Annotated in this window: 21 protein-coding genes; 15 read left to right on the top strand and 6 right to left on the bottom strand. The window is 61.0% G+C overall.

All coding sequences use genetic code 11. The features are described 5' to 3' along the window. Nucleotides 1-31: 31 nt before the first annotated feature. Nucleotides 32-727, bottom strand: coding sequence for a retropepsin-like aspartic protease family protein (locus K5607_RS08530; RefSeq protein WP_156302218.1), 696 nt, complete (start codon nt 725-727; stop codon nt 32-34). Between the two features lie 163 nt (nt 728-890). Between K5607_RS08530 and K5607_RS08525 the strand changes: the two genes are divergently transcribed. From K5607_RS08525 to smbP, 4 genes are read left to right on the top strand one after another with little or no spacing between them, the layout of a single operon-like run. Beyond that, nucleotides 891-1,259, top strand: a complete 369-nt coding sequence (locus K5607_RS08525; protein ID WP_054772488.1) for a VOC family protein — start codon at nt 891-893, stop codon at nt 1,257-1,259. A 52-nt stretch (nt 1,260-1,311) separates the two neighbouring features. Then, nucleotides 1,312-1,608 carry a hypothetical protein gene (locus K5607_RS08520; RefSeq protein WP_054772489.1) on the top strand — a complete coding sequence of 99 codons (297 nt, stop codon included), beginning with the start codon at nt 1,312-1,314 and terminating at the stop codon, nt 1,606-1,608. After that, nucleotides 1,605-2,681, top strand: coding sequence for a PA0069 family radical SAM protein (locus tag K5607_RS08515; protein ID WP_054772490.1), 1,077 nt, complete (start codon nt 1,605-1,607; stop codon nt 2,679-2,681). Before K5607_RS08520 ends, K5607_RS08515 begins: the two co-directional genes overlap by 4 nt. A gap of 15 nt (nt 2,682-2,696) precedes the next feature. Continuing rightward, a complete protein-coding gene (smbP, locus tag K5607_RS08510) occupies nt 2,697-3,113 on the top strand; it encodes a small metal-binding protein SmbP (protein WP_156302219.1) in 417 nt (138 codons plus the stop codon). Nucleotides 3,114-3,170: 57 nt separating this feature from the next. On the opposite strand, the gene K5607_RS08505 is transcribed toward smbP, so the two are convergent. Together K5607_RS08505 and K5607_RS08500 are read right to left on the bottom strand one after the other, a co-directional pair. Continuing rightward, entirely contained in the window at nt 3,171-4,364 is a 1,194-nt protein-coding gene (locus K5607_RS08505; RefSeq protein ID WP_054772492.1) for an iron-containing alcohol dehydrogenase, read from the bottom strand. Then, on the bottom strand, nt 4,361-4,654 hold the full coding sequence (locus tag K5607_RS08500) for an antibiotic biosynthesis monooxygenase (RefSeq protein WP_054772493.1): 294 nt from the start codon (nt 4,652-4,654) through the stop codon (nt 4,361-4,363). Before K5607_RS08500 ends, K5607_RS08505 begins: the two co-directional genes overlap by 4 nt. A 306-nt stretch (nt 4,655-4,960) precedes the next feature. Here K5607_RS08500 and K5607_RS08495 point away from each other — a divergent pair, with 306 nt between their 5' ends. The 5 genes from K5607_RS08495 to K5607_RS08475 all read left to right on the top strand — a co-directional run bounded on the left by K5607_RS08495 (nt 4,961) and on the right by K5607_RS08475 (nt 7,368). Then, a complete protein-coding gene (locus K5607_RS08495; protein ID WP_082411273.1) occupies nt 4,961-5,137 on the top strand; it encodes a DUF1843 domain-containing protein in 177 nt (58 codons plus the stop codon). 39 nt (nt 5,138-5,176) lie between these two features. Further along, entirely contained in the window at nt 5,177-5,347 is a 171-nt protein-coding gene (locus tag K5607_RS08490) for a DUF1843 domain-containing protein (RefSeq protein ID WP_221048803.1), read from the top strand. A gap of 52 nt (nt 5,348-5,399) precedes the next feature. Beyond that, a complete protein-coding gene (locus K5607_RS08485) occupies nt 5,400-5,573 on the top strand; it encodes a DUF1843 domain-containing protein (protein ID WP_082411275.1) in 174 nt (57 codons plus the stop codon). 74 nt (nt 5,574-5,647) lie between these two features. Next, entirely contained in the window at nt 5,648-5,809 is a 162-nt protein-coding gene (locus K5607_RS08480) for a DUF1843 domain-containing protein (RefSeq protein WP_156302220.1), read from the top strand. Nucleotides 5,810-5,883: 74 nt separating this feature from the next. Beyond that, nucleotides 5,884-7,368 carry a GDL motif peptide-associated radical SAM/SPASM maturase gene (locus K5607_RS08475; RefSeq protein ID WP_221048802.1) on the top strand — a complete coding sequence of 495 codons (1,485 nt, stop codon included), beginning with the start codon at nt 5,884-5,886 and terminating at the stop codon, nt 7,366-7,368. A gap of 12 nt (nt 7,369-7,380) precedes the next feature. Here the strand turns inward: K5607_RS08475 and parE are convergent, their stop codons facing one another. Continuing rightward, nucleotides 7,381-9,267 carry a DNA topoisomerase IV subunit B gene (gene parE / locus K5607_RS08470; RefSeq protein ID WP_221048801.1) on the bottom strand — a complete coding sequence of 629 codons (1,887 nt, stop codon included), beginning with the start codon at nt 9,265-9,267 and terminating at the stop codon, nt 7,381-7,383. A 160-nt stretch (nt 9,268-9,427) separates the two neighbouring features. On the opposite strand from parE, the gene K5607_RS08465 reads away from it, so the two are divergent. From K5607_RS08465 to ppx, 4 genes are all read left to right on the top strand, one after another. Beyond that, complete coding sequence (locus K5607_RS08465; protein WP_054772494.1) at nt 9,428-9,664, top strand: exodeoxyribonuclease VII small subunit; 237 nt, start codon at nt 9,428-9,430, stop codon at nt 9,662-9,664. Next, nucleotides 9,654-10,556: a (2E,6E)-farnesyl diphosphate synthase gene (gene ispA, locus K5607_RS08460; protein WP_221048800.1), complete on the top strand. Its 903-nt coding sequence runs from the start codon at nt 9,654-9,656 to the stop codon at nt 10,554-10,556. Before K5607_RS08465 ends, ispA begins: the two co-directional genes overlap by 11 nt. A gap of 174 nt (nt 10,557-10,730) precedes the next feature. After that, nucleotides 10,731-12,596 (top strand): 1-deoxy-D-xylulose-5-phosphate synthase, encoded by a 1,866-nt coding sequence (gene dxs / locus K5607_RS08455; RefSeq protein ID WP_221048799.1) that lies wholly within the window; start codon nt 10,731-10,733, stop codon nt 12,594-12,596. 130 nt (nt 12,597-12,726) lie between these two features. Next, nucleotides 12,727-14,229 (top strand): exopolyphosphatase, encoded by a 1,503-nt coding sequence (gene ppx, locus K5607_RS08450; protein WP_221048798.1) that lies wholly within the window; start codon nt 12,727-12,729, stop codon nt 14,227-14,229. Nucleotides 14,230-14,596: 367 nt separating this feature from the next. Here the strand turns inward: ppx and K5607_RS08445 are convergent, their stop codons facing one another. Beyond that, nucleotides 14,597-14,800, bottom strand: coding sequence for a site-specific integrase (locus tag K5607_RS08445; protein WP_217994799.1), 204 nt, complete (start codon nt 14,798-14,800; stop codon nt 14,597-14,599). Between the two features lie 341 nt (nt 14,801-15,141). Here K5607_RS08445 and K5607_RS08440 point away from each other — a divergent pair, with 341 nt between their 5' ends. Beyond that, nucleotides 15,142-15,666, top strand: coding sequence for a hypothetical protein (locus tag K5607_RS08440; protein ID WP_054772496.1), 525 nt, complete (start codon nt 15,142-15,144; stop codon nt 15,664-15,666). A 179-nt stretch (nt 15,667-15,845) separates the two neighbouring features. Beyond that, nucleotides 15,846-16,931 (top strand): eCIS core domain-containing protein, encoded by a 1,086-nt coding sequence (locus K5607_RS08435; protein WP_082411276.1) that lies wholly within the window; start codon nt 15,846-15,848, stop codon nt 16,929-16,931. Nucleotides 16,932-16,973: 42 nt separating this feature from the next. Here the strand turns inward: K5607_RS08435 and ppk1 are convergent, their stop codons facing one another. After that, nucleotides 16,974-19,280 (bottom strand): polyphosphate kinase 1, encoded by a 2,307-nt coding sequence (gene ppk1 / locus K5607_RS08430; protein ID WP_221048797.1) that lies wholly within the window; start codon nt 19,278-19,280, stop codon nt 16,974-16,976. Between the last annotated feature and the right edge of the window lie 12 nt (nt 19,281-19,292).

The raw sequence follows: 19,292 nt of genomic DNA, 5'->3' as shown, positions 1-19,292 counted from the left end.
TAAAAATCCAGGCCGAGAACGGCGGCCGCCTTCATCGCGCCGACTTCATGCACTCCATGGCCTTTTTGTCGATGACATGATTCGGCCCCATGCATTCGCGTACCGAGCGCTTCAGCACCACGGCAGGCTCCGGAGCAACCGCGGCGGCGCCTTCAACCGCCGACGGCGACTGTCCGCATACCTCCGTGGAAAGCACCATGGTGCCTTGCTCCTGATGAACGCTCACCGCTTCCAGCGCGCTCATGCCGAACAGGACCTCGTCGTCCGGGGATTTGGGATTGATGGCGGCCTTGACGTTACGAAACATCAGGTTACCGACGCGCAACGCCGGAATCACCGTCCGGTAAGTGGTAATGACGTCGCTGGCGGTGTTGGCGTGCCCCATTTCCCCCACCGCCAGGCCGGCCGCGCGCGCCACCGTAAGCGGCACCGCCACCACGTTAGCCCCCGTGTCGATGTGCAGGGACACCTTGGTGTTGTTGATGTAGCCATCAGCCCAATAACCGCCCTTGGGCGACTGCTGGATGGTGGTTCGGTGACTGGTGCAGTTCGATTTGGCGGGAGCGCCCTCCGCTGACGGAATCCGCCCCCCGTTTGCGGCCACCTCCGCCAGCGCGGGCGGCGACGGCGAAAAAAATACGCACACGGCGACAGCCAAAATGGGCAACCGGGGCAAAGTCCCCAAATCACCGCCACGCCATACGCCGACCAGTGTTTTCGCGCCCATGCCTTGCACCTCCTAATTTCCGATGATCCAGTCAACCGTTTCGCCGCAAGAGTATGGACGGCGCCCGCTGCGGTCAAGCCGATCAACGGCGACCCAAACCGAAGGCGACGAACCGCTCCGGCCCTCTCTTCATTTTCCGCCCCGCACCCGCTAGAATCGGCCCATGAAATTCATCCAAAGCCTACATCACGCCTCGGTGCTGGTGGCCGACCTGGCCGCCTCCCGCGCCTTTTATGAAGGCGTACTGGGCCTGGAACCCAGCGATAAGCGGCCGGTGCTGAAATACGACGGCGTTTGGTACGAGCTGGGCGAACAGCAAATTCACCTGCTGGCCCTGCCCAGCCCGGAAATCGGCCTGCAGCGACCCGAACACGGCGGACGCGACCGCCACACGGCCTTGCTCGTCAACGATTTCGACGGATTGATCGCACACCTGGACAAACACGGTGTCCGCTACACCTTGAGCCATTCGGGCCGGCGCGCCTTGTTCTGCCGCGATCCGGACGGCAACGCTCTGGAGCTGATCGGCTAAATCCCCATGCCTGCCGCCGCTGTCGGCACTGGCCAACCGAGGAGATGCGCCCGTGCGACATTCGATAAGCCTGCTCGCCCTAGCCTCCACGGCGCTAAGCGGCTGCGGCCTGCCGAACTGGACCGCGCCGCCCGATCCAGCGCCTCCCACCGCGATCCAAGCGCTGGAACTGCCCTTTCCGCCGGCCCTGCCTTACGTTTCCGCCAAGGAACTGGAATGCCTCAGCCCGGACACCTTCCGTCGACTGTTGGAACGGGAAGCCATCTATAACCGCTACGTGGAAACGCTGCAGGCCACCATCCAGTCCAGCCAAGTAAAATCTCCGGCAAGCCCCAATCCGGCGCAATGACCTATTCGCCCCATACGCCACTGAAAGGCCGCGGCACCGCCAGCAACGCCGACAGCCGCTACGGCCTCCACCGCCGCGAAACGGTGGACGACGGCTGGAACACGCTCGAAGAGGAACCGCCGCGCCTCGCCACCACCGTCACGGTGGAAACTGCCAAGCGCATCCTCAGCCGCAACGCATCGCCGGACATCCCTTTCGACCAGTCCATCAACGCCTACCGGGGCTGCGAGCACGGCTGCATTTATTGCTACGCCCGGCCCACCCACGCCTATATGGACCTGTCGCCCGGCCTGGATTTCGAGTCCAAGCTGTTCGCCAAGCCTGACGCGGCCCGGTTGCTGCGGAGCGAATTGCGCAAGCGCGGCTACCGCTGCACCCCTATCGCCCTGGGCGCCAACACCGATCCCTACCAGCCCATCGAAAAGGACTGGCGCATCACCCGGCAAATCCTGGAAGTGCTGGCCGAAACCCGCCATCCCGTCACCATCACCACCAAGGCCGCCTTGGTGGAACGGGATATGGACCTGCTGGCCCAGTTGGCCGCCGACCACTTGGTGCAGGTGCAAATCTCCATCACCACCCTGGACAAAGACTTGGCGCGCCGCCTGGAACCCCGCGCCAGTTCGCCGCGCCGCCGCTTGCAGGCCATCGAAAGCTTGAGCCGGGCCGGCGTGCCGGTGGGGGTGATGGTGGCGCCGGTGATCCCGGTGCTCACCGACAGCGAAATGGAGGCGATCCTGTCCGCCGCCGCCCAGGCCGGCGCCGTCCATGCCGGCTACCAATTGTTGCGCTTGCCTTTGGAAGTGGCGGAGCTGTTCCAAGCCTGGCTGAAGGAACAGGAGCCGCTCAAGGCGGAACACGTGATGAGCCGGGTTCGGGACGCCCGCGAAGGCCGTGACAACGACAGCCGTTTCGAAACCCGCCAATTGGGAACCGGCGCCTACGCCGGCCTGTTGCGGCAACGCTTCCGCCTGGCAGAGAGAAAGGCCGGCCTGGCGGCAGATTTTCCCGCCTTGAATACGGCCCTGTTCAAACCGCCTTTGCTGCCGGGCGAGCAAATGAGCTTGTTCTAAGCGGCAACCCCCGCCATGCTGCTAACATGGCGGCTTCCGCCGCTTCCAGCGGCGAACCGTGCAACCATCCTTTGGGAGAACACCATGCAACGCAAAACCGCCACCGGATTTTTGGCCGCCACCCTGGCCTGCCTGCTGAGCGCAGCCCCCCTGTTTGCCGCCGAAGACCACAAAGCCGAAGCCCTCAGCCATGCCCAAGCCTGTGTGGAAAGCGCCAAGCAAGGCGATGCCAAAGCGGCCGCAGAACACGCGAAATCGGCCAAAGCCCATGCGGAAGCCGCCGAAAAGGAAAAAGCCAACGCCCATCTGCCGGCCGCCATCCGGGAGCTGAACAGCGCCATCGAACACGGCCAGCAAGGCCACGCTGCGCAAACCGGCGAAGCGGCCCAGGGCGCCATCGCCCACCTGAAGGCCGCCAACAAGGCGTTCTGACCGCCGATTCCCGCCATACAGGCAGCGCGTAGCGTTCGGGCGCGCTGCCCGCTTGCTCTATAACCTCGCCTGCAAACACTCCGCCACTTCGTCGTCGGTCAGCACGATAGGATTGGTCTTCATGCTGCTGCCGCGGCTGTTGGCCACCACCTTGGCAACGTCCGCCGCCGCCATGCCGTAGTGGGACAAGCGCGGCAGATCCAGTCGTTCGGTCCATCGCCGCAAGGTATTCACCAGATGGTCGCAAGCGGCGGCATCGTCCAGGGACATGTCCTGGGCCAGCACCTTGCCCACGTGGGCGTACTTGGGCAGCGCCGGGCTGTCCGGCGCCCGTTGCCGCAGGCTGCGGATATTCACTTCCGTACAAACAGCCACCATGGTGCCGCAGGCTACGCCGTGGGGGATAGGGAAAAACGCCCCCAACGGCGACGCCAGGCCGTGCACCGATCCGAGCCCCACCTGGGCCAGGGTAATGCCCGACAGCAGAGCCGCATACAGCATGGCGCCCCGGGCCGCCTGCGCTTCGGCGGCTTGCTCGTACCAGGCAAACAGGCTGTCGCGCACCATGCGCATGCCGGACATGGCCAGGGCGTCGGTATAAGGATTGGCTTTGGTGGAAACGTAAGACTCCAGCAACTGGGTCAGCGCGTCCATGCCGTTGGCGGCGATTTGCGCCGGCGGGCAGGACGCCAGCAGTTGCGGGTCCAGCACCGCATATTCGGGTACCAGCAATTCGTGGCGGAACGATTTTTTGAAGCCGTTTTCGCCCTGCACCGACAGCACGGCGTTCTTGGTCGCCTCGGAACCGGTGCCAGCGGTGGTCGGCACGGCAATGAACGGCACCGACGGCCCGGCATAAGGCAGTTCCGGCCCGACCCCCTCCAGATAATCCATCACCGAGTTGGGCACCCGCAGCAGGCCGGCGATGGCTTTCGCCGCGTCCAACACGCTGCCGCCGCCGATGCCCAACACTACCTCGATGCCCGCAGAGCGGAAACGGCCGGCGGCCTCGTCGGCCAATTGCGGGGAAGGCTCCCCTGCCACGGTAAAGGTCTCCCACTCCGTACCGGCCGCGCGCAAGGCATCGGCCAGTTCGCTCCAATGGCCCGACTGCAAAAACGATTTGGCCCCGGTCACCAGCAAAATGCGGCGCCCATACTGCGCCACCAAGGCCGGCACCCGCGCCAGGCTGCCGTCGCCGAACACGATGCGCGGCAAGCGCGCGATTTCAAACGGTTGAATGTCGATCATTGCGGAAAAAGCCCTTCGTAGCGGACGCCCTGGCGCGGCGTGGCCATCCAGTCGGCCACCGTATCGCGCCACTTCAGGTAATGGGCGGTTTGTTTATGGAGATTGGCGTCGGCCTCGCTGGCGTAAGCCTCGTACAACACGAAGCGCGTCGGGTCTTCCACCGACTGCACCACGTCGAAGCGCCGGTTGCCCGGCTCCCGTATGGACTGTTCATGATTTTCGCCCGTGGCGGCGATGAAAGCGTCCAGGTATTCCGGTTTGACCTGCACATGGACTAGCGTGACATACATCGAATACCCCCTAAAACGTGCGCAACTAGAGCGCGCTAGTATACCGCCAGCCCCTCCTAGCGGCGCCGCGCCGCGTTCCAACGCAGTACGGCAGGCATTTTGCTGCGTCCCCATCGCGGCTGCTGCGAACCAAGTTACGGCTGTTTTCAGCGAAGTACATCGCTCGCCAACCCGATTCCCGTAGATCAAAACGTAAGACCAGGCTTACATTACTTTCATCCCTGGACTGCATTATTCGGCCAGCGCCATTGTTATGATTCCGCCCGCCAAACGGTAATTTCGCCGCGGCAAAACTACGGAGCGGCTATGCAAGGACCAGTCATATTGTACGGCGTCGCCATGCAACAAGCGGCGGCCAGCGGCGATATTTCCAGAATGAAGGAAGTTTGCCGGCAAGCCGAGGATTATTTGGAAAAAGTCGGCGATATTTCCGCTGCGCTGCAAGTACTGAAAGTGGAAATCGCCAAATTGGAAAAAAAATAAGTCGAACCGGAACACGCAATCGCCCATAGGAGACGAATCATGCACCCCACTCCCCTTTATGCCGTAACCATGCAAGAAGCGGCCGCCAGCGGCGACCTGAAAAGAATGAAAGAAATTTGCCATCAGGCGGAAGAACACCTGAAACAAGCAGGCGACGTCTCCGCCGCCCTGCAGGTGCTGAAAGTGGAAATCGCCAAGCTGGAAAAATAAGCGCTCCAACACCCCGGCCTCCCCGGTGAGGCCGACTTTTTCGAGACATGCCATGCACCCGATACCCCCCTACGGCGTAGCCATACAAGAAGCCATTGCCAGCGGCGACTTGAGCCGAATGAAAGACATTTGCCGTCAAGCCGAAGAGCATTTGAACAAGGCGGAAGATGTTTCCGCCGCCCTGCAAGTGCTGAAGGTTGAAATCGCCAAACTGGAACGAAGATAACTCAAAACCGACGGTTCGTCGGTTGCGGATTAAAACTTCGTACCGGAACGGTAATAAATGCGAACGTTTCGATTATGCCCCATGGCGCCGCCAAACCAGCAGCAACTGCCGGCGGGAATCCGGAAGAAACCAAAGCGATCCGGCATCGGACGGAAAATCGCCTGAACAATTTCGGCGATATATCAGCGGCCTTGCGGGTTTTGAAAATAGAAATCGCAAAACGCAAAGCAAGATAACTTGTTACTCCCTTGGTTCGGCCTCCGCCATGGCGGCCGAACGCCTTTTCTCGCCACTCCCAAAGGGCTTTCGAATGGAAGCAACGACACAGCCGCAAAATCAACCGGCGCGTTTCCGCAACGACGACGATCTGATCAACTACGTGCCCGTCCACGTGGTGTGGGAAATCACCCTGGCCTGCAACCAAAAATGCCAGCATTGCGGCTCCCGTGCCGGCAAGGCCCGCTCGGACGAGCTGAGCACGGCGGAATGCTTGTCCGTAGTCGAGCAACTGGCGGAGATGGGCACACGGGAAATCACCCTGATCGGCGGTGAGGCCTATTTGCGAAAGGACTGGCTGGAAATCGTCCGGGCCATACGCTCCCACGGCATTTATTGCGCGATTCAAACCGGCGGCTGGAACCTTGACGCGAAGCGCCTATCCGACGCCGCGGCCGCCGGCTTGCAAGGCATCGGCGTCTCCATCGACGGGCTGGAAGCGGTGCACGATCGAACGCGCGGCGTGCCGGGCTCCTACGCCAACGCCTTCGAAACTTTGCGCCTGGCCCGTGAGCTGGGCCTGCGCATCAGCGCCAATACCGTCATCGGCCCCGAATCCATGCGGGTGCTGCCCGAATTGATGGACCGCTTGATCGCCGCCGGCGTCACCCATTGGCAGTTGCAACTGGCGGTCGCCATGGGCAATGCGGTGGATAATCCCGAGCAGTTGCTGCAGCCCTACCAATTGGCCGAACTGATGCCGCTGATCGCCCGCCTGTACCACAAAGGCGTCGACAACAACCTGCTGATTATCGCCGGCAACAATATCGGCTATTTCGGCCCATACGAGCATCTGTTCCGCACATACGAAGACACGCCCACCCATTGGACCGGCTGCGGCGCCGGACAAACGGCGATCGGGTTGGAAGCAAACGGCTCGATCAAAGGCTGCCCTTCCCTGGCCACCGACGGCTATAGCGGCGGCAATGTGCGCAACGCGCCGTTGCGCGAGCTGTGGCATGAAAGCAAGGAGCTGTATTTCAACCGGCTGCGTAGCGCCGAACAACTGTGGGGCTTTTGCAGCAGCTGCTATTACGCCGCCCTATGCCGCGGGGGATGCACCTGGACCTCGGACTCCCTGTTCGGCCGGCCGGGCAACAATCCCTATTGTTATTACCGGGTGAGCCAGTTGGCCAAGGAAGGCCTACGCGAAAGGGTGGAAAAAATCGCCGACGCCGCAAAGACGCCCTTCGCCATAGGCGCGTTCAAGCTGGTATTGGAAAATCACGACGGCGAACGGCTGGAGGAAACATTCGGCGTCGGCGCCAACCAACAAGCCCGCTTCGGCTTCCTCGAAAAAATACCGGATGCCGCCCGCCGCGCGCGCCAAGGCGCGGTGCCGGAGCGGCTGGTGTTGTGCCGCAACTGCGATTGTTTTGTTTATGCCGACGAAACCGACTGCGTCCATTGCGGCGCGGACGTCAAAGCCGCCAATGCCCGCTACGGCGAGGATAGCGCGCGACGGCAAGCATTGATGGACAAGTTGGCGGTCCTGCTGGGTGAAACGGCCGCGGCATGACGAACCGCAAGCCTACACTTCGGCCAAATTGCCCTTCTCTTCCAACCATACCCGCCGATCCGACGCGCGCTTTTTGCCGAGCAGCATATCCATGCGCTCGGCGGTCCCGTCGTCCTGCTCCACCGTCATTTGCACCAGGCGGCGGGTGTCGCGATTCATGGTGGTCTCCCGCAATTGCAAGGGATTCATCTCGCCCAGCCCTTTGAAGCGGGTAACCGTGGGCTTGCCGCGCTTTTTCTCCGCCGCCAAGCGATCCAGAATCCCTTGTTTTTCCGCATCGTCCAAGGCGTAGAACACTTCCTTGCCCAAATCGATGCGGTACAGCGGCGGCATGGCGACGAACACGTGGCCGGCTTCCACCAAGGGACGGAAGTGGCGCAGGAACAAGGCGCACAACAAGGTGGCGATGTGGTTGCCGTCGGAATCGGCGTCGGCCAGGATGCAGATTTTGCCGTAACGCAGCCCGGTCAAATCCGGCGAACCGGGCTCCACACCGATGGCAACGGTGATGTCGTGCACTTCCTGGGAAGCCAGCACGGCGGTGGACTCCACCTCCCAGGTGTTCAGGATTTTGCCGCGCAACGGCATGATGGCCTGGAACTCACGCTCGCGGGCCTGCTTGGCGGAGCCGCCGGCGGAATCGCCTTCCACCAGGAACAGCTCGGTCTGCGCCAAATCCTGGGAGCTGCAATCGGCCAGCTTGCCGGGCAGCGCCGGGCCGGAAGCGACTTTTTTGCGAGCGACGATCTTGCTGGCGCGCAGACGCTTTTGCGCGATGTCGATGACCAGCTGCGCCAATTGCTCGCCCACCGCCGGATGCTGGTTGAGCCATAAACTCAGCGCGTCCTTCACCACGCCGGCGACGAACACGGCGCATTCGCGCGAACTCAAGCGCTCCTTGGTCTGGCCGGCGAACTGCGGCTCCTGCATTTTCACCGACAGCACGTAATGGCAGCGCTCCCACACGTCTTCCGGGGCGATCTTCACGCCGCGCGGCAGCAAATTGCGGAAGTCGCAGAATTCGCGCACCGCGTCGGTCAGCCCGGTGCGCAAGCCGTTGACGTGGGTGCCGCCCTGGGGCGTGGGCACTAGGTTGACGTAGCTTTCGGCGATGGCTTCGCCGCCTTCCGGCGTCCAAAGAATCGCCCAGTCCACCGCCTCGTGCTCGCTTTCCATCGCACCGACAAAGGGCTCGGGCGGAATGCATTCCACGCCCTGCAACTGGCCCTGCAAATAATCCGGCAGGCCGTTTTGGTACAGCCAGGTCTGGGTTTCCTCGCCGGCTTCGTCCTTCAGGGTGATTTCCAGCCCCGGACACAGCACCGCCTTGGCGCGCAGCAGCAGCGCCAACTTGTTGACGGCGATTTTCGGCGTGTCGAAATAGCTTTCATCGGGCCAGAAGCGCACGGTGCTGCCGGTGTCGCGCTTGGCGACGGTGCCGGTTTCCGTCAGCTCGGTCCGCTTGTCGCCGTCGGCGAACGCCATGGTGTAGACCTTGCCGCCGCGCTTGACCTCCACCTCAAGGCGCTTGGACAAAGCATTCACCACCGACACGCCGACGCCGTGTAGACCGCCGGAAAAGCGGTAGTTTTTGCCGGAAAACTTGCCGCCGGCGTGCAGCTTGGTGAGGATCACCTCCACGCCGGACACGCCCAGCTCGGGATGCACGTCCACCGGCATGCCGCGCCCGTCGTCGGACACCTGCACGCCGCCGTCCTTCAGCAACACCACCTCGATACGCTTGGCATGGCCGGCCAAAGCCTCGTCCACGCTGTTGTCCACCACTTCCTGCACCAAATGGTTGGGGCGGGAGGTATCCGTGTACATGCCCGGACGCCGGCGCACCGGGTCCAGGCCGCTCAGCACTTCGATGGCGGAAGCGTCGTAGGTTTGGTTCATAAGGTTCGATCAAACAGGTTTCAGGGCAAAGCGGTTCGCATTTCCGGCGCTAAACCGGCCAAAACGTCACCGCGACCATAGGCTTGGGTTTATAATACCACCCGTTTTGCGCTTTCCATGGCAGCGAGCCGGATACGGCCACGACGGTTTTTCCCAACTCATGACAAAAAAATCCCCTCGTTTCGAAGAGTCCCTGGAAGAACTGGAACAGCTGGTTGAACGCCTGGAACAAGGCGATATCAGCCTGGAAGAATCCCTCAAAGCATTCGAGCGCGGCGTGCAATTGACCCGTGTTTGCCAAAAAGCGCTCAAGGAAGCCGAACAAAAGATTCAAGTCCTTCTGGAAGAAGAAGGCCAAATTCAACTCAAGCCGTTCACCGTTACCAATGACAACTGACAACCGTTTGACCGCCTTCATGGCGGAATGCCAGGAACGCGCGGAAGCCGCCCTGGATCATCGACTGCCGCCCGCCGCCAAGCTGCCGCAAAAACTGCACGAAGCCATGCGTTACTCCGTGCTGGGCGGCGGCAAGCGTATGCGGCCGATGTTGGCCTATGCCACCGGCAAGGCGTTGGGTCTGGACCTGGACCGCCTGGACGGCCCGGCCTGCGCGGTGGAATTCATCCACGTCTATTCGCTGATCCACGACGATCTGCCGGCCATGGACGACGACGACCTGCGCCGCGGCAAGCCCACCTGCCACAAGGCTTTCGACGAAGCCACCGCCATCCTGGCCGGCGACGGTTTGCAAGCCCTGGCTTTCCACGTGCTGGCCCACGACCCGTCCATGGCCGTCAGCGCCGAACAGCGTTTGGCCATGATCGACACCCTGGCGGTGGCCAGCGGCGCGGCGGGCATGGTCGGCGGCCAAGCCATCGACCTGGCCTCGGTTGGGCAAAGCATCACCTTGCCCGAACTGGAAAACATGCACATCCACAAGACCGGCGCCCTGATCCGCGCCAGCGTCAAAATGGCCGCCTTGGCCGATGCCGGCATTTCCGCCGACACCCTGGACCGGCTCGACCACTACGCCAAGTGCATCGGCCTGTCGTTCCAGATCCAGGACGACATCCTGGACGAAGAGAGCGACACCGCCACCCTGGGCAAAACCCAAGGCAAGGATCGGGACAACAACAAGCCCACCTATCCCGCCCTGCTGGGCATGGCCGGCGCTAAACAAAAAGCGCGCGACATGCACGACCAAGCCGTCGCCGCCCTGGAACCGCTCGGCGCCAACGCGGACATGTTGAAGGCGATTTCCTTGTACATCATCGAGCGCCGCCACTAACAACCGGCCATTATCCCTTGAAACACTCGGGAAGTTCCGCCTTCCCGAACCCTTTCGGGGCCGTATTCCGCGTTCGTTCTTGCCAGGTGCCTGGCGGGAAAGCCATAATCACCAGAGAATTACTCGGATTTAATGACGGCCCAGGCCGCGACACACTAGAGACAGACAGGCGACATGACTGAGCAACAGCAATACGGACTCCTGCGCACCATCGATTCCCCCGAAGACCTGCGGGCGCTGCCGCCGGAAAAATTGCCGCAATTGGCGGCCGAGCTTCGCGCATTCATGGTGGACAGCGTCAGCCAGTCCGGCGGGCATTTCGCCGCGGGCCTCGGCACGGTGGAACTCACCATCGCCCTGCACTACGTGTTCGACACCCCCAGCGATCCCCTGGTGTGGGACGTGGGCCACCAGGCCTATCCCCACAAGATCCTCACCGGCCGCCGCGACCGCCTCGGCACCATCCGCCAGAAAGACGGCCTGTCCGCCTTTCCCTGCCGCGAGGAAAGCCGCTACGACGCCTTCGGCGTCGGCCATTCCAGCACCTCGATCAGCGCAGCCTTGGGCATGGCCATCGCCGCCTCCCTGGACAAGCGCGACAGCCACGCGGTGGCCATCATCGGCGACGGCGGCATCACCGGCGGCATGGCGTTCGAGGCGCTGAACCACGCCGGTTGCCTGGACGCCAACCTGCTGGTGGTGCTCAACGACAACGAAATGTCCATTTCGCCCAACGTCGGCGCCTTGAACAACTATCTGGCGCGCATCCTGTCCTCCAAGTTCTACTCCAGCATGCGCGAAGGCAGCAAGCAATTGCTGTCCGGCGTGCCCAGCGTATGGGAACTGGCGCGCCGCGCCGAGGAACACGTTAAAGGCATGGTGGCCCCCGGCACCTTGTTCGAAGAACTCGGCTTCAACTACATCGGCCCCATCGACGGCCACGATCTGGACATCCTCGTTACCACCCTGCGTAACCTGCGCGAACTGAAAGGTCCGCGATTCCTGCATATCGTCACCAAGAAAGGCAAAGGCTTCGGCCCGGCGGAAAAAGATCCGGTGGCCTACCACGGCGTCGGCGCGTTCGACCCGAGCAAGGATCATCTGCCCAAGGCCAAGCCCGGCACGCCCACTTACACCGAGGTTTTCGGCCAATGGCTGTGCGACATGGCGGAGCAAGACTCGAAACTGCTGGGCGTCACCCCCGCCATGCGCGAGGGCTCGGGACTGGTGGAATTCGAGCAGCGCTTCCCCGACCGTTATTTCGACGTGAGCATCGCCGAACAGCACGCGGTCACCGTGGCGGCCGGCATGGCTTGCGAAGGCTACCATCCGGTCGTGGCGATCTACTCCACTTTCCTGCAGCGCGGCTACGACCAGCTGGTGCACGACGTGGCCCTGCAAAACCTGCCGGTGCTGTTCGCCCTGGACCGCGCCGGCCTGGTGGGCCCGGACGGCCCGACCCACGCCGGCGCCTTCGACCACAGCTACCTGCGCTGCATCCCCAATATGGTGGTGATGGCCCCCGCCGATGAAAACGAAGCACGGCAAATGCTTTACACCGGCTACATGCACCAAGGCCCCGCAGCAGTGCGTTATCCGCGCGGACGCGGCCCCGCGGTGGCGGTGGACAAAAAAATGTCCGCCCTGCCCTTAGGCAAAGGCGAAGTTCGCCGCGAAGGGCAGCACATCGCCATCCTCGCCTTCGGCAGCATGGTGACGCCGGCCCTGGCCGCCGGCGAGCAGTTGGGCGCCACCGTGGTGAACATGCGCTTCGTCAAACCGCTGGACGAAGCGCTGATCCAGCAAATGGCGCAAAGCCACGACCTGATCGTCACCGTGGAAGAAAACGTCATCGCCGGCGGCGCCGGCAGCGGCGTACAGGAATACCTGCACAGCCAGGGCATCGTCAAAACCGTGCTAAACCTGGGCTTGCCGGATATTTTCGTCGAGCAGGGCGGCCGCGAGGAACTGCTGGCCCTTGTCGGCCTGGATGCCGACGGCATACGCAAAAGCATCGAAAGCCGCCTGCAAGCCATGTGACAGCGGCGCGCAATCGCTGTATTTTTCCGCGCTAAGGCGCGCAACGGCCGGCTTTCCCGGCCGTTGTCGCGTTGGCCGCAACCGTCGCCGCCGCCCCCCCGCGGCTTAAACGATTTGGAATCGCCTACCCGTGCCTAAAAGCAAAACCCCGCAAACCGTCGCCGCGGTCGATCTCGGCTCCAACAGCTTCCACATGCTCATCGCCAACTGGCGCGACGGCCAGTTGCAAACCCAGGACCGCCTGCGCGAAATGGTGCGGCTCGGCGCCGGCCTGACGAAGTCGGGAAAACTGACCGAAGCGGCGCAACAGCGCGCGCTGGAATGCCTGGAGCGCTTCGGGCAACGGGTCAGGGATCTGCCGCACGGCAGCGTCCGCGCCGTCGGCACCAAAACCTTGCGCACCACCAGCGACGCGGAAGCCTTTCTCGCCAAAGCCGAGCAGGCCCTGGGCCATCCCATCGAAATCGTCTCCGGCATCGAAGAAGCCCGCTTGATCTACCTGGGAGTGGCCCGCAGCCTGGCCTTCGACGACAAAACCCGCATGGTCATGGACATCGGCGGCGGCAGCACCGAATACATCATCGGCGAAAGCATGCAAACCCGTTTCAAGGAAAGCCTCGACATGGGCTGCGTGTCCATGACCAACCGCTTTTTCGCCGACGGCAAGATCAGCGCCAAGGCGTTCAAGCGCGCCGTCATCGCCGCGCAACAGGAACTGGAACCCTGCGCCATGCAATTGCACAACGGCCGCTGGCAGGAAGCCATCGGCGCTTCGGGTACCTTGCGGGCGGTCAACAAGCTGATTTCCAGCCTAGGCTGGAGCAATCAAGGCATCACTCCCTCCGCCTTAGAAAAGCTGGTGGAGGCGGTTATCGCCGCCGGGCACGTGGATAAGCTGCGCCTGCCCGACCTGAACCCGCAGCGGGCCCCGGTGTTCCCCGGCGGACTGGCCATTTTGTACGCCACCTTCCAGACCTTGAAAATCGAGCGCATGATCGTGTCCGACGGCGCGCTGCGGGAAGGTTTGATTTACGACCTGCTGGGCCGCTTCCGCCACGAGGACGTGCGAGCGCAAAGCGTCGCCGATCTCGCCAAGCGTTTCCACGCGGACGACGCCCATGCCGAGCGCATCACCGACACCCTGCGCCGTTTCCTGCCGCAAACCCAGTTCAGCGGCGGCCTAGCGGACGAAGAAGAGGCCCTGCAGTGGCTGGATTGGGCGGCGCGCTTGCACGAAATCGGCTTGGACATCGCCCACCACCAATACCACAAGCACGGCGCCTACATCATAGAAAACGCCGACTTGCCCGGCTTCTCCCAGCAGGATCAAAAGCTGCTGGCGACCCTGGTCCAGTCCCATCGCCGCAAATTCCCGAGCAAACTGTTCAAGGACTTGGTGGCGCCCTGGAACCGACAAGCGCCGACGCTGGCTTGGCTGTTGCGCCTCGCGGTCGTACTGCACCGCGGCCGTCACGGAGATCCCCTGCCGCCGCTAAGCCTGGACGCCAACGAAATGGGCGCCGTATTGCGCTTCCCGCCCGATTGGCTGCTGCAGCACCCGCTGACGGAGGCGGACTTGGCCCAGGAAGCGGCCTATCTGGCCGAAGCGGGCATCAAGTTGAGCTATTGCTGAGAAAACGCCGCCGCGAGACGAATTCACATCGTATCCAGCGGACTCTATCCCTTGTCCGCCCCGGGTTCATCAACACGTGGGTGTAAATCATCGTCGTGCTCGCGTCCTTGTGGCCGAGCAATTCCTGCACGGTTCTGCGTATCAGAATCTCCCACCGGTCGAAATCCGCGTCCTTCACGCGCAATCGCAGCCCTTCCCGTAACCGCATACCGGTACCGAATAACAGCCGCACCGCCAGTAGGGCGTTCCTTCCGTGTGCGCCAACAGCCTGTGCACTTCGTCGCACGACAACACCGTGGGCAAACGGCGGGGTTTCTTTGCACGAACAATATTGTCCAGCCAGAGTAACTCGATCAGCAGCACTTCCTTATAAAGAAAAAGAATGGCCGGCCGAGAACGCAAGATGCTGAGTACTGGCGGCGACGTTGCGTTCGACAGCCAGCGCCGATAAAAAAGCTTCCACCTCCGCGCCGCCCATTTCGGCCAGATGGCGCTTGCCATGGAACACAATGAAGCGTTTAATCCAGTGAACGTAGGCTTCCTCGGTTGGACGCGAAGAGTGTTCACGCAGGTGCGCTCCACTACGCGGCCAAGGAGGCGGGCCGGCTTACCGGATGTTGATTTTCCCTCAAACGACGGGGTGTCCATGGATAGTATTCCCTTTGATTTCCGTGACTTAGCACGTCCGCGGCCGGATCATACGACATACCGCCCCGTATTAAGCGACAAATATGTCGTCTAGATGTAGTTAGACCACATGTTCCGTTCGCGTAATTGACCTAACCCACATGTGGTCTAACCTTGCGGTCCACCGGACGCTGCGCCTATCGGCGCACCGCCGGCGACCTCCATTTTCACTTTTTTCATTATTTACCGCCCGCAATATCAATCCCGCCACTTAAGGAGACAAGTATGTCCGAAACAAATCGCAGCACTTGGGATTTTCTTGCCGACACCTATTGGTATGTTACTCCACCGGATCTGCCCGCCCTGCAGTTCTCCCCTGGTGACAACTTGTTGAACTGGCAGATCGATCAAACCGTATGGCATATATCAAACTATAAAAATGGATATTTTTTTGGGGTTTCCTCCGCCATAATCCGCGATCCAGACGACACCAACAATAAGCCACGACAAGTGAAGCTGGTTGGCACGGTAACCGCAGGAGGACAGGTACAAATTACTTTTATTGGCGACCGGCTTGTTAACGATACCGTGATTACCGGATTTGGTCACATAACCAAGGTAGATGACCAATGGACTTTCCAAATGCAAATGGTAGCGGCTACCGGCAGCAACTACTTATTTCATTGGGCCAATATGATGCAGACCAAGGAAGGCGATCCAAGCTGGGACAACTTACCTGGCGTAGACTATTCAGTACCGGAGATGTTGACTGGAGCCAGTTACCCGCACTTCTCGGGCTATGGACAATAAGGCCTGAGTTATAGACGTTGTTTTTTTGCCGGCTTTGCGTCTCATACTCTACGCCACCTTATGATCAGGTAGCCCGAGCATTGTGCGGTCGGACGTATACATGACTTCCCCATCCATTGCGCTCCGCGAAGCTTCCACGCATGTTATAGGCACCAAACAAAACATCAGGAAAGTAAATCATGAATACTCGCGCCGACAAAACCCATAACATCAAAAATCATTCAATTGCCAACAATACCAATCCAACAAAAGGCGGCGGCAAAGCCGCCTTTCAGTTCGCAGATAATAGACCCGAAGCAATTGCGCAAAGAAAACTGCAAGAAATGGCGAACAATAGCCATCAAGCGAGACGAGCCGCTCAGCTGCAAGCCATGGCTACCCACCATTTAACCCAGCAGCCCATCCAAAAAATGGAAAACAACACGGGTTTGCCTGACAACCTGAAAACAGGAATGGAAAATCTATCCGGGATGTCATTGGACGATGTAAAGGTGCATCGCAACTCCGATAAACCTGCTCAATTGCAAGCACATGCTTATACGCAAGGAACGGACATTCATTTAGCGCCTGGACAAGAAAAACACCTACCCCATGAAGCTTGGCATGTGGTGCAGCAAAAACAGGGACGTGTGAAGCCGACGCTGCAATTGAAGGACAATGTGCATGTGAACGATGATGCCGGCTTGGAGCAAGAAGCCGATGTGATGGGCGCGAATGCCATGCAGTTGAAATCCCCGCCCACCGAGAGAACCGGTTCTTTATCAGTCCAGAATGTACCCATGAGACTCGGCCCGTTGCAACGCAAAGCCACCGTCTATGTCGAGGAACAGGAGAAAAAAAGAGTGGTGATAACGGCGGAAGGTAAAGCAAAGGATTTCACAGGTGGCGCGCCCGCGAAAAACAAAGGGTGGAATGGCGTAAGAAAATACAAAGCGGATGCCAAGGTTGGAGACACAGTCCTTGCCATGCCCATGACCAACAATAACTACATTACCGGACAAGCCGGCCACATACTTGCGCAACAGAACGGTGGCGACGGTGGCGACAAGGATAACGTGTTCGCCCAAGACGGCGGAGTCAACAACGGACCGTATCGCAAGGATTTCGAAAACCCAATGAGAAATGCGTTGGACCAAGCCGATGACAACGACAAGGTGAACTTTCGGGCCGTTCTCTATGGGAACAACATCAAACAAGGTCCACTAAATAAGGCTTCGGACAATTTGGAAGGCAGCGATGAGGATACCGATTTCGAAGGTTTCTAGTCATCGGCGGGCCGCCGGGCGCGAACGGGCGGCCTGGCTCGATTATTTCTTCAACGCTTCCAGCAGCGCCGTCTGCGCCTGGAAGCCCTGCCCTTCCTGCGGCGCCAGGCGCCGATAGCTGCCGTCCGCTTGGAGCAGCCACGCCTGGCTATCGTCTTTCAGGTAAAACTCCAGATCGCCACGAATGCGCGTTTGGAGCTTTTTAGACTGCACCGGGAAACAGACTTCCACGCGACGGAACATATTGCGATCCATGAGATCGGCGCTGGCCAGATACACCTCCGGCTCGCCGCCGTTTTCGAAACTGAACACCCGGCTATGCTCCAGGAAACGGCCGACGATGGAGCGCACTTCGATGCGCTCCGACACGCCGGCCACGCCAGGCCGCAGGCAGCACACGCCGCGCACGATCAGCTTGATGTCGACGCCGGCCATGGACGCCCGATATAGCGCCTGGATCAACAACGGCTCCACCACCGAATTGACTTTGATGACGATGCGCGCCGGCCGCCCGGCGGCGGCGTGTTCGGCCTCCCGCTCGATTTTGTCCAGCAAGGCTTTATGCAGGGTGAAAGGCGATTGGTAAAGCTTGTGCAGCTTGCTCATGCGTCCGAGGCTGGTGAGCTGCACGAATACCTTGCGCACCTCTTCCCCCAGTTCCGGATCGGCGCTGAACAAGCCGTAGTCGGTGTAAAACTTGGCGGTGCTCGGGTGGTAGTTGCCGGTGCCCAAATGCACGTAATAACGCAGCTGCTTTTGCTCGCGGCGCAGGATCAACAGCATTTTGGCGTGGGTCTTGTACCCGACGATGCCGTACACCACTTGCGCGCCCGCTTCCTGCAGGCGGTTCGCCAGGGAAATATTGGCTTGCTCGTCGAAACGGGCCAGCAGCTCGATCACCACCGTCACCTCCTTGCCGTTGCGGGCGGCGGCGGCCAGGGCGTCGACGATGGCGGAGTTGGGACCGGTGCGGTAGAGCGTTTGCTTGATCGCCAACACGTCGGGATCGATCGCCGCCTGGCGGATCATCTCCACCACCGGGGTGAACGATTCGTAAGGGTGGTGCAGCAAGATGTCGCGCCGCCGCAAGGCCTGGAAAATATCGCCGCTGGACAATAACTGGCTAGGGCAGCCGGGCACGAAAGACGGATATTTCAAATCCGGACGATCCACCAGGTCGTAGATGGCCCGCAGCCGGCTGAGATTGACCGGACCGTCCACGCGGTAGAGACGGTCGCGGGTCATATTGAACTGCTCTTGCAGGTAATCGACCATATCGTCGGGGCAATTGGCCGCCACTTCCAGGCGCACTTCGTCGCCGTAATTGCGCGTCGCCAGCTCGCCCTCCACCGCCATCAGCAAGTCGTCGGTGGCTTCTTCGTCCAAATACAGTTCGCTGTTGCGTGTCACGCGGAACTGCCAGCATCCCTTCACCTTCATGCCCTGGAACAGTTCGTCGGCGAAGGCGTGGATGATGGAGGAGAGGAATACGAAATCGTGCGGGCCGCCGGACACTTCGCGCGGCAACTGCACGATGCGCGGCAACGCGCGCGGCGCTTGCAGGATGGCGGTGTCGATGTTGCGGCCGAAGGCGTCCTTGCCGCCCAGGGAGACGATGAAGTTGAGGCTTTTGTTGAGGATGCGCGGAAACGGGTGAGCCGAGTCCAAGCCGATGGGGCTGAGGATGGGCTGCAGTTCCTCGTCGAAGTAGCTTTTCAGCCAAGCCAACTGCGCGTCGTTCCACTCGCCCCGCCGAATAAACCTAATGCCCTCATTCTCCAGGGCCGGCAGGATCACCTGATTGAGCACGCGGTACTGTTCCGCCACCAGCTCGTGGGCGCGGGCGCCGATCACCGGCAGCAATTCATGGGGCGAAAGGTTGTCGGTTTCCGATTGGGTGGATCCCAAGTCGGCCTTTTGCAGCACGCTGGCCACGCGCACCTCGAAAAACTCGTCCATGTTGGAACAGGAGATGCAAAGAAAGTTGAGCCGCTCCAACAACGGCGTGCCGACGTCCTCCGCCTGGGCCAAGACGCGGTAGTTGAACTCGAGCAAGCTCATTTCCCGGTTGATGTACAACTCGGGAGAGGTCAGAGAGATGGGCGCGCCGGCCGCGGGGTGGCTGTCGGCATCCGATTGCAGGCTGCGGGAGAATCGCGCTTTGGCCAAATTGCCGACCAGGGCCTTGGCCGCCAGCACGATGCGCTGGGCCTTGGCCTTGCTGAAGCCGGGAATTTTCGCCAAACGCTCCGTGTCGGCCGCCGCCAACTCCTCCACGGAAAAAATCCCATGATCCGCCAAAACGGCCTGAGTGGATTTGCCCACTCCCTTGACATTAGCTAGCGACACGGCGGAGTCTCT

Source organism: Methylogaea oryzae (assembly GCF_019669985.1).
Classification (GTDB): Bacteria; Pseudomonadota; Gammaproteobacteria; order Methylococcales; family Methylococcaceae; genus Methylogaea; species Methylogaea oryzae.
Note: the sequence above shows the minus strand (reverse complement) of the source record. Positions and strands in the feature narration are given on the sequence as shown.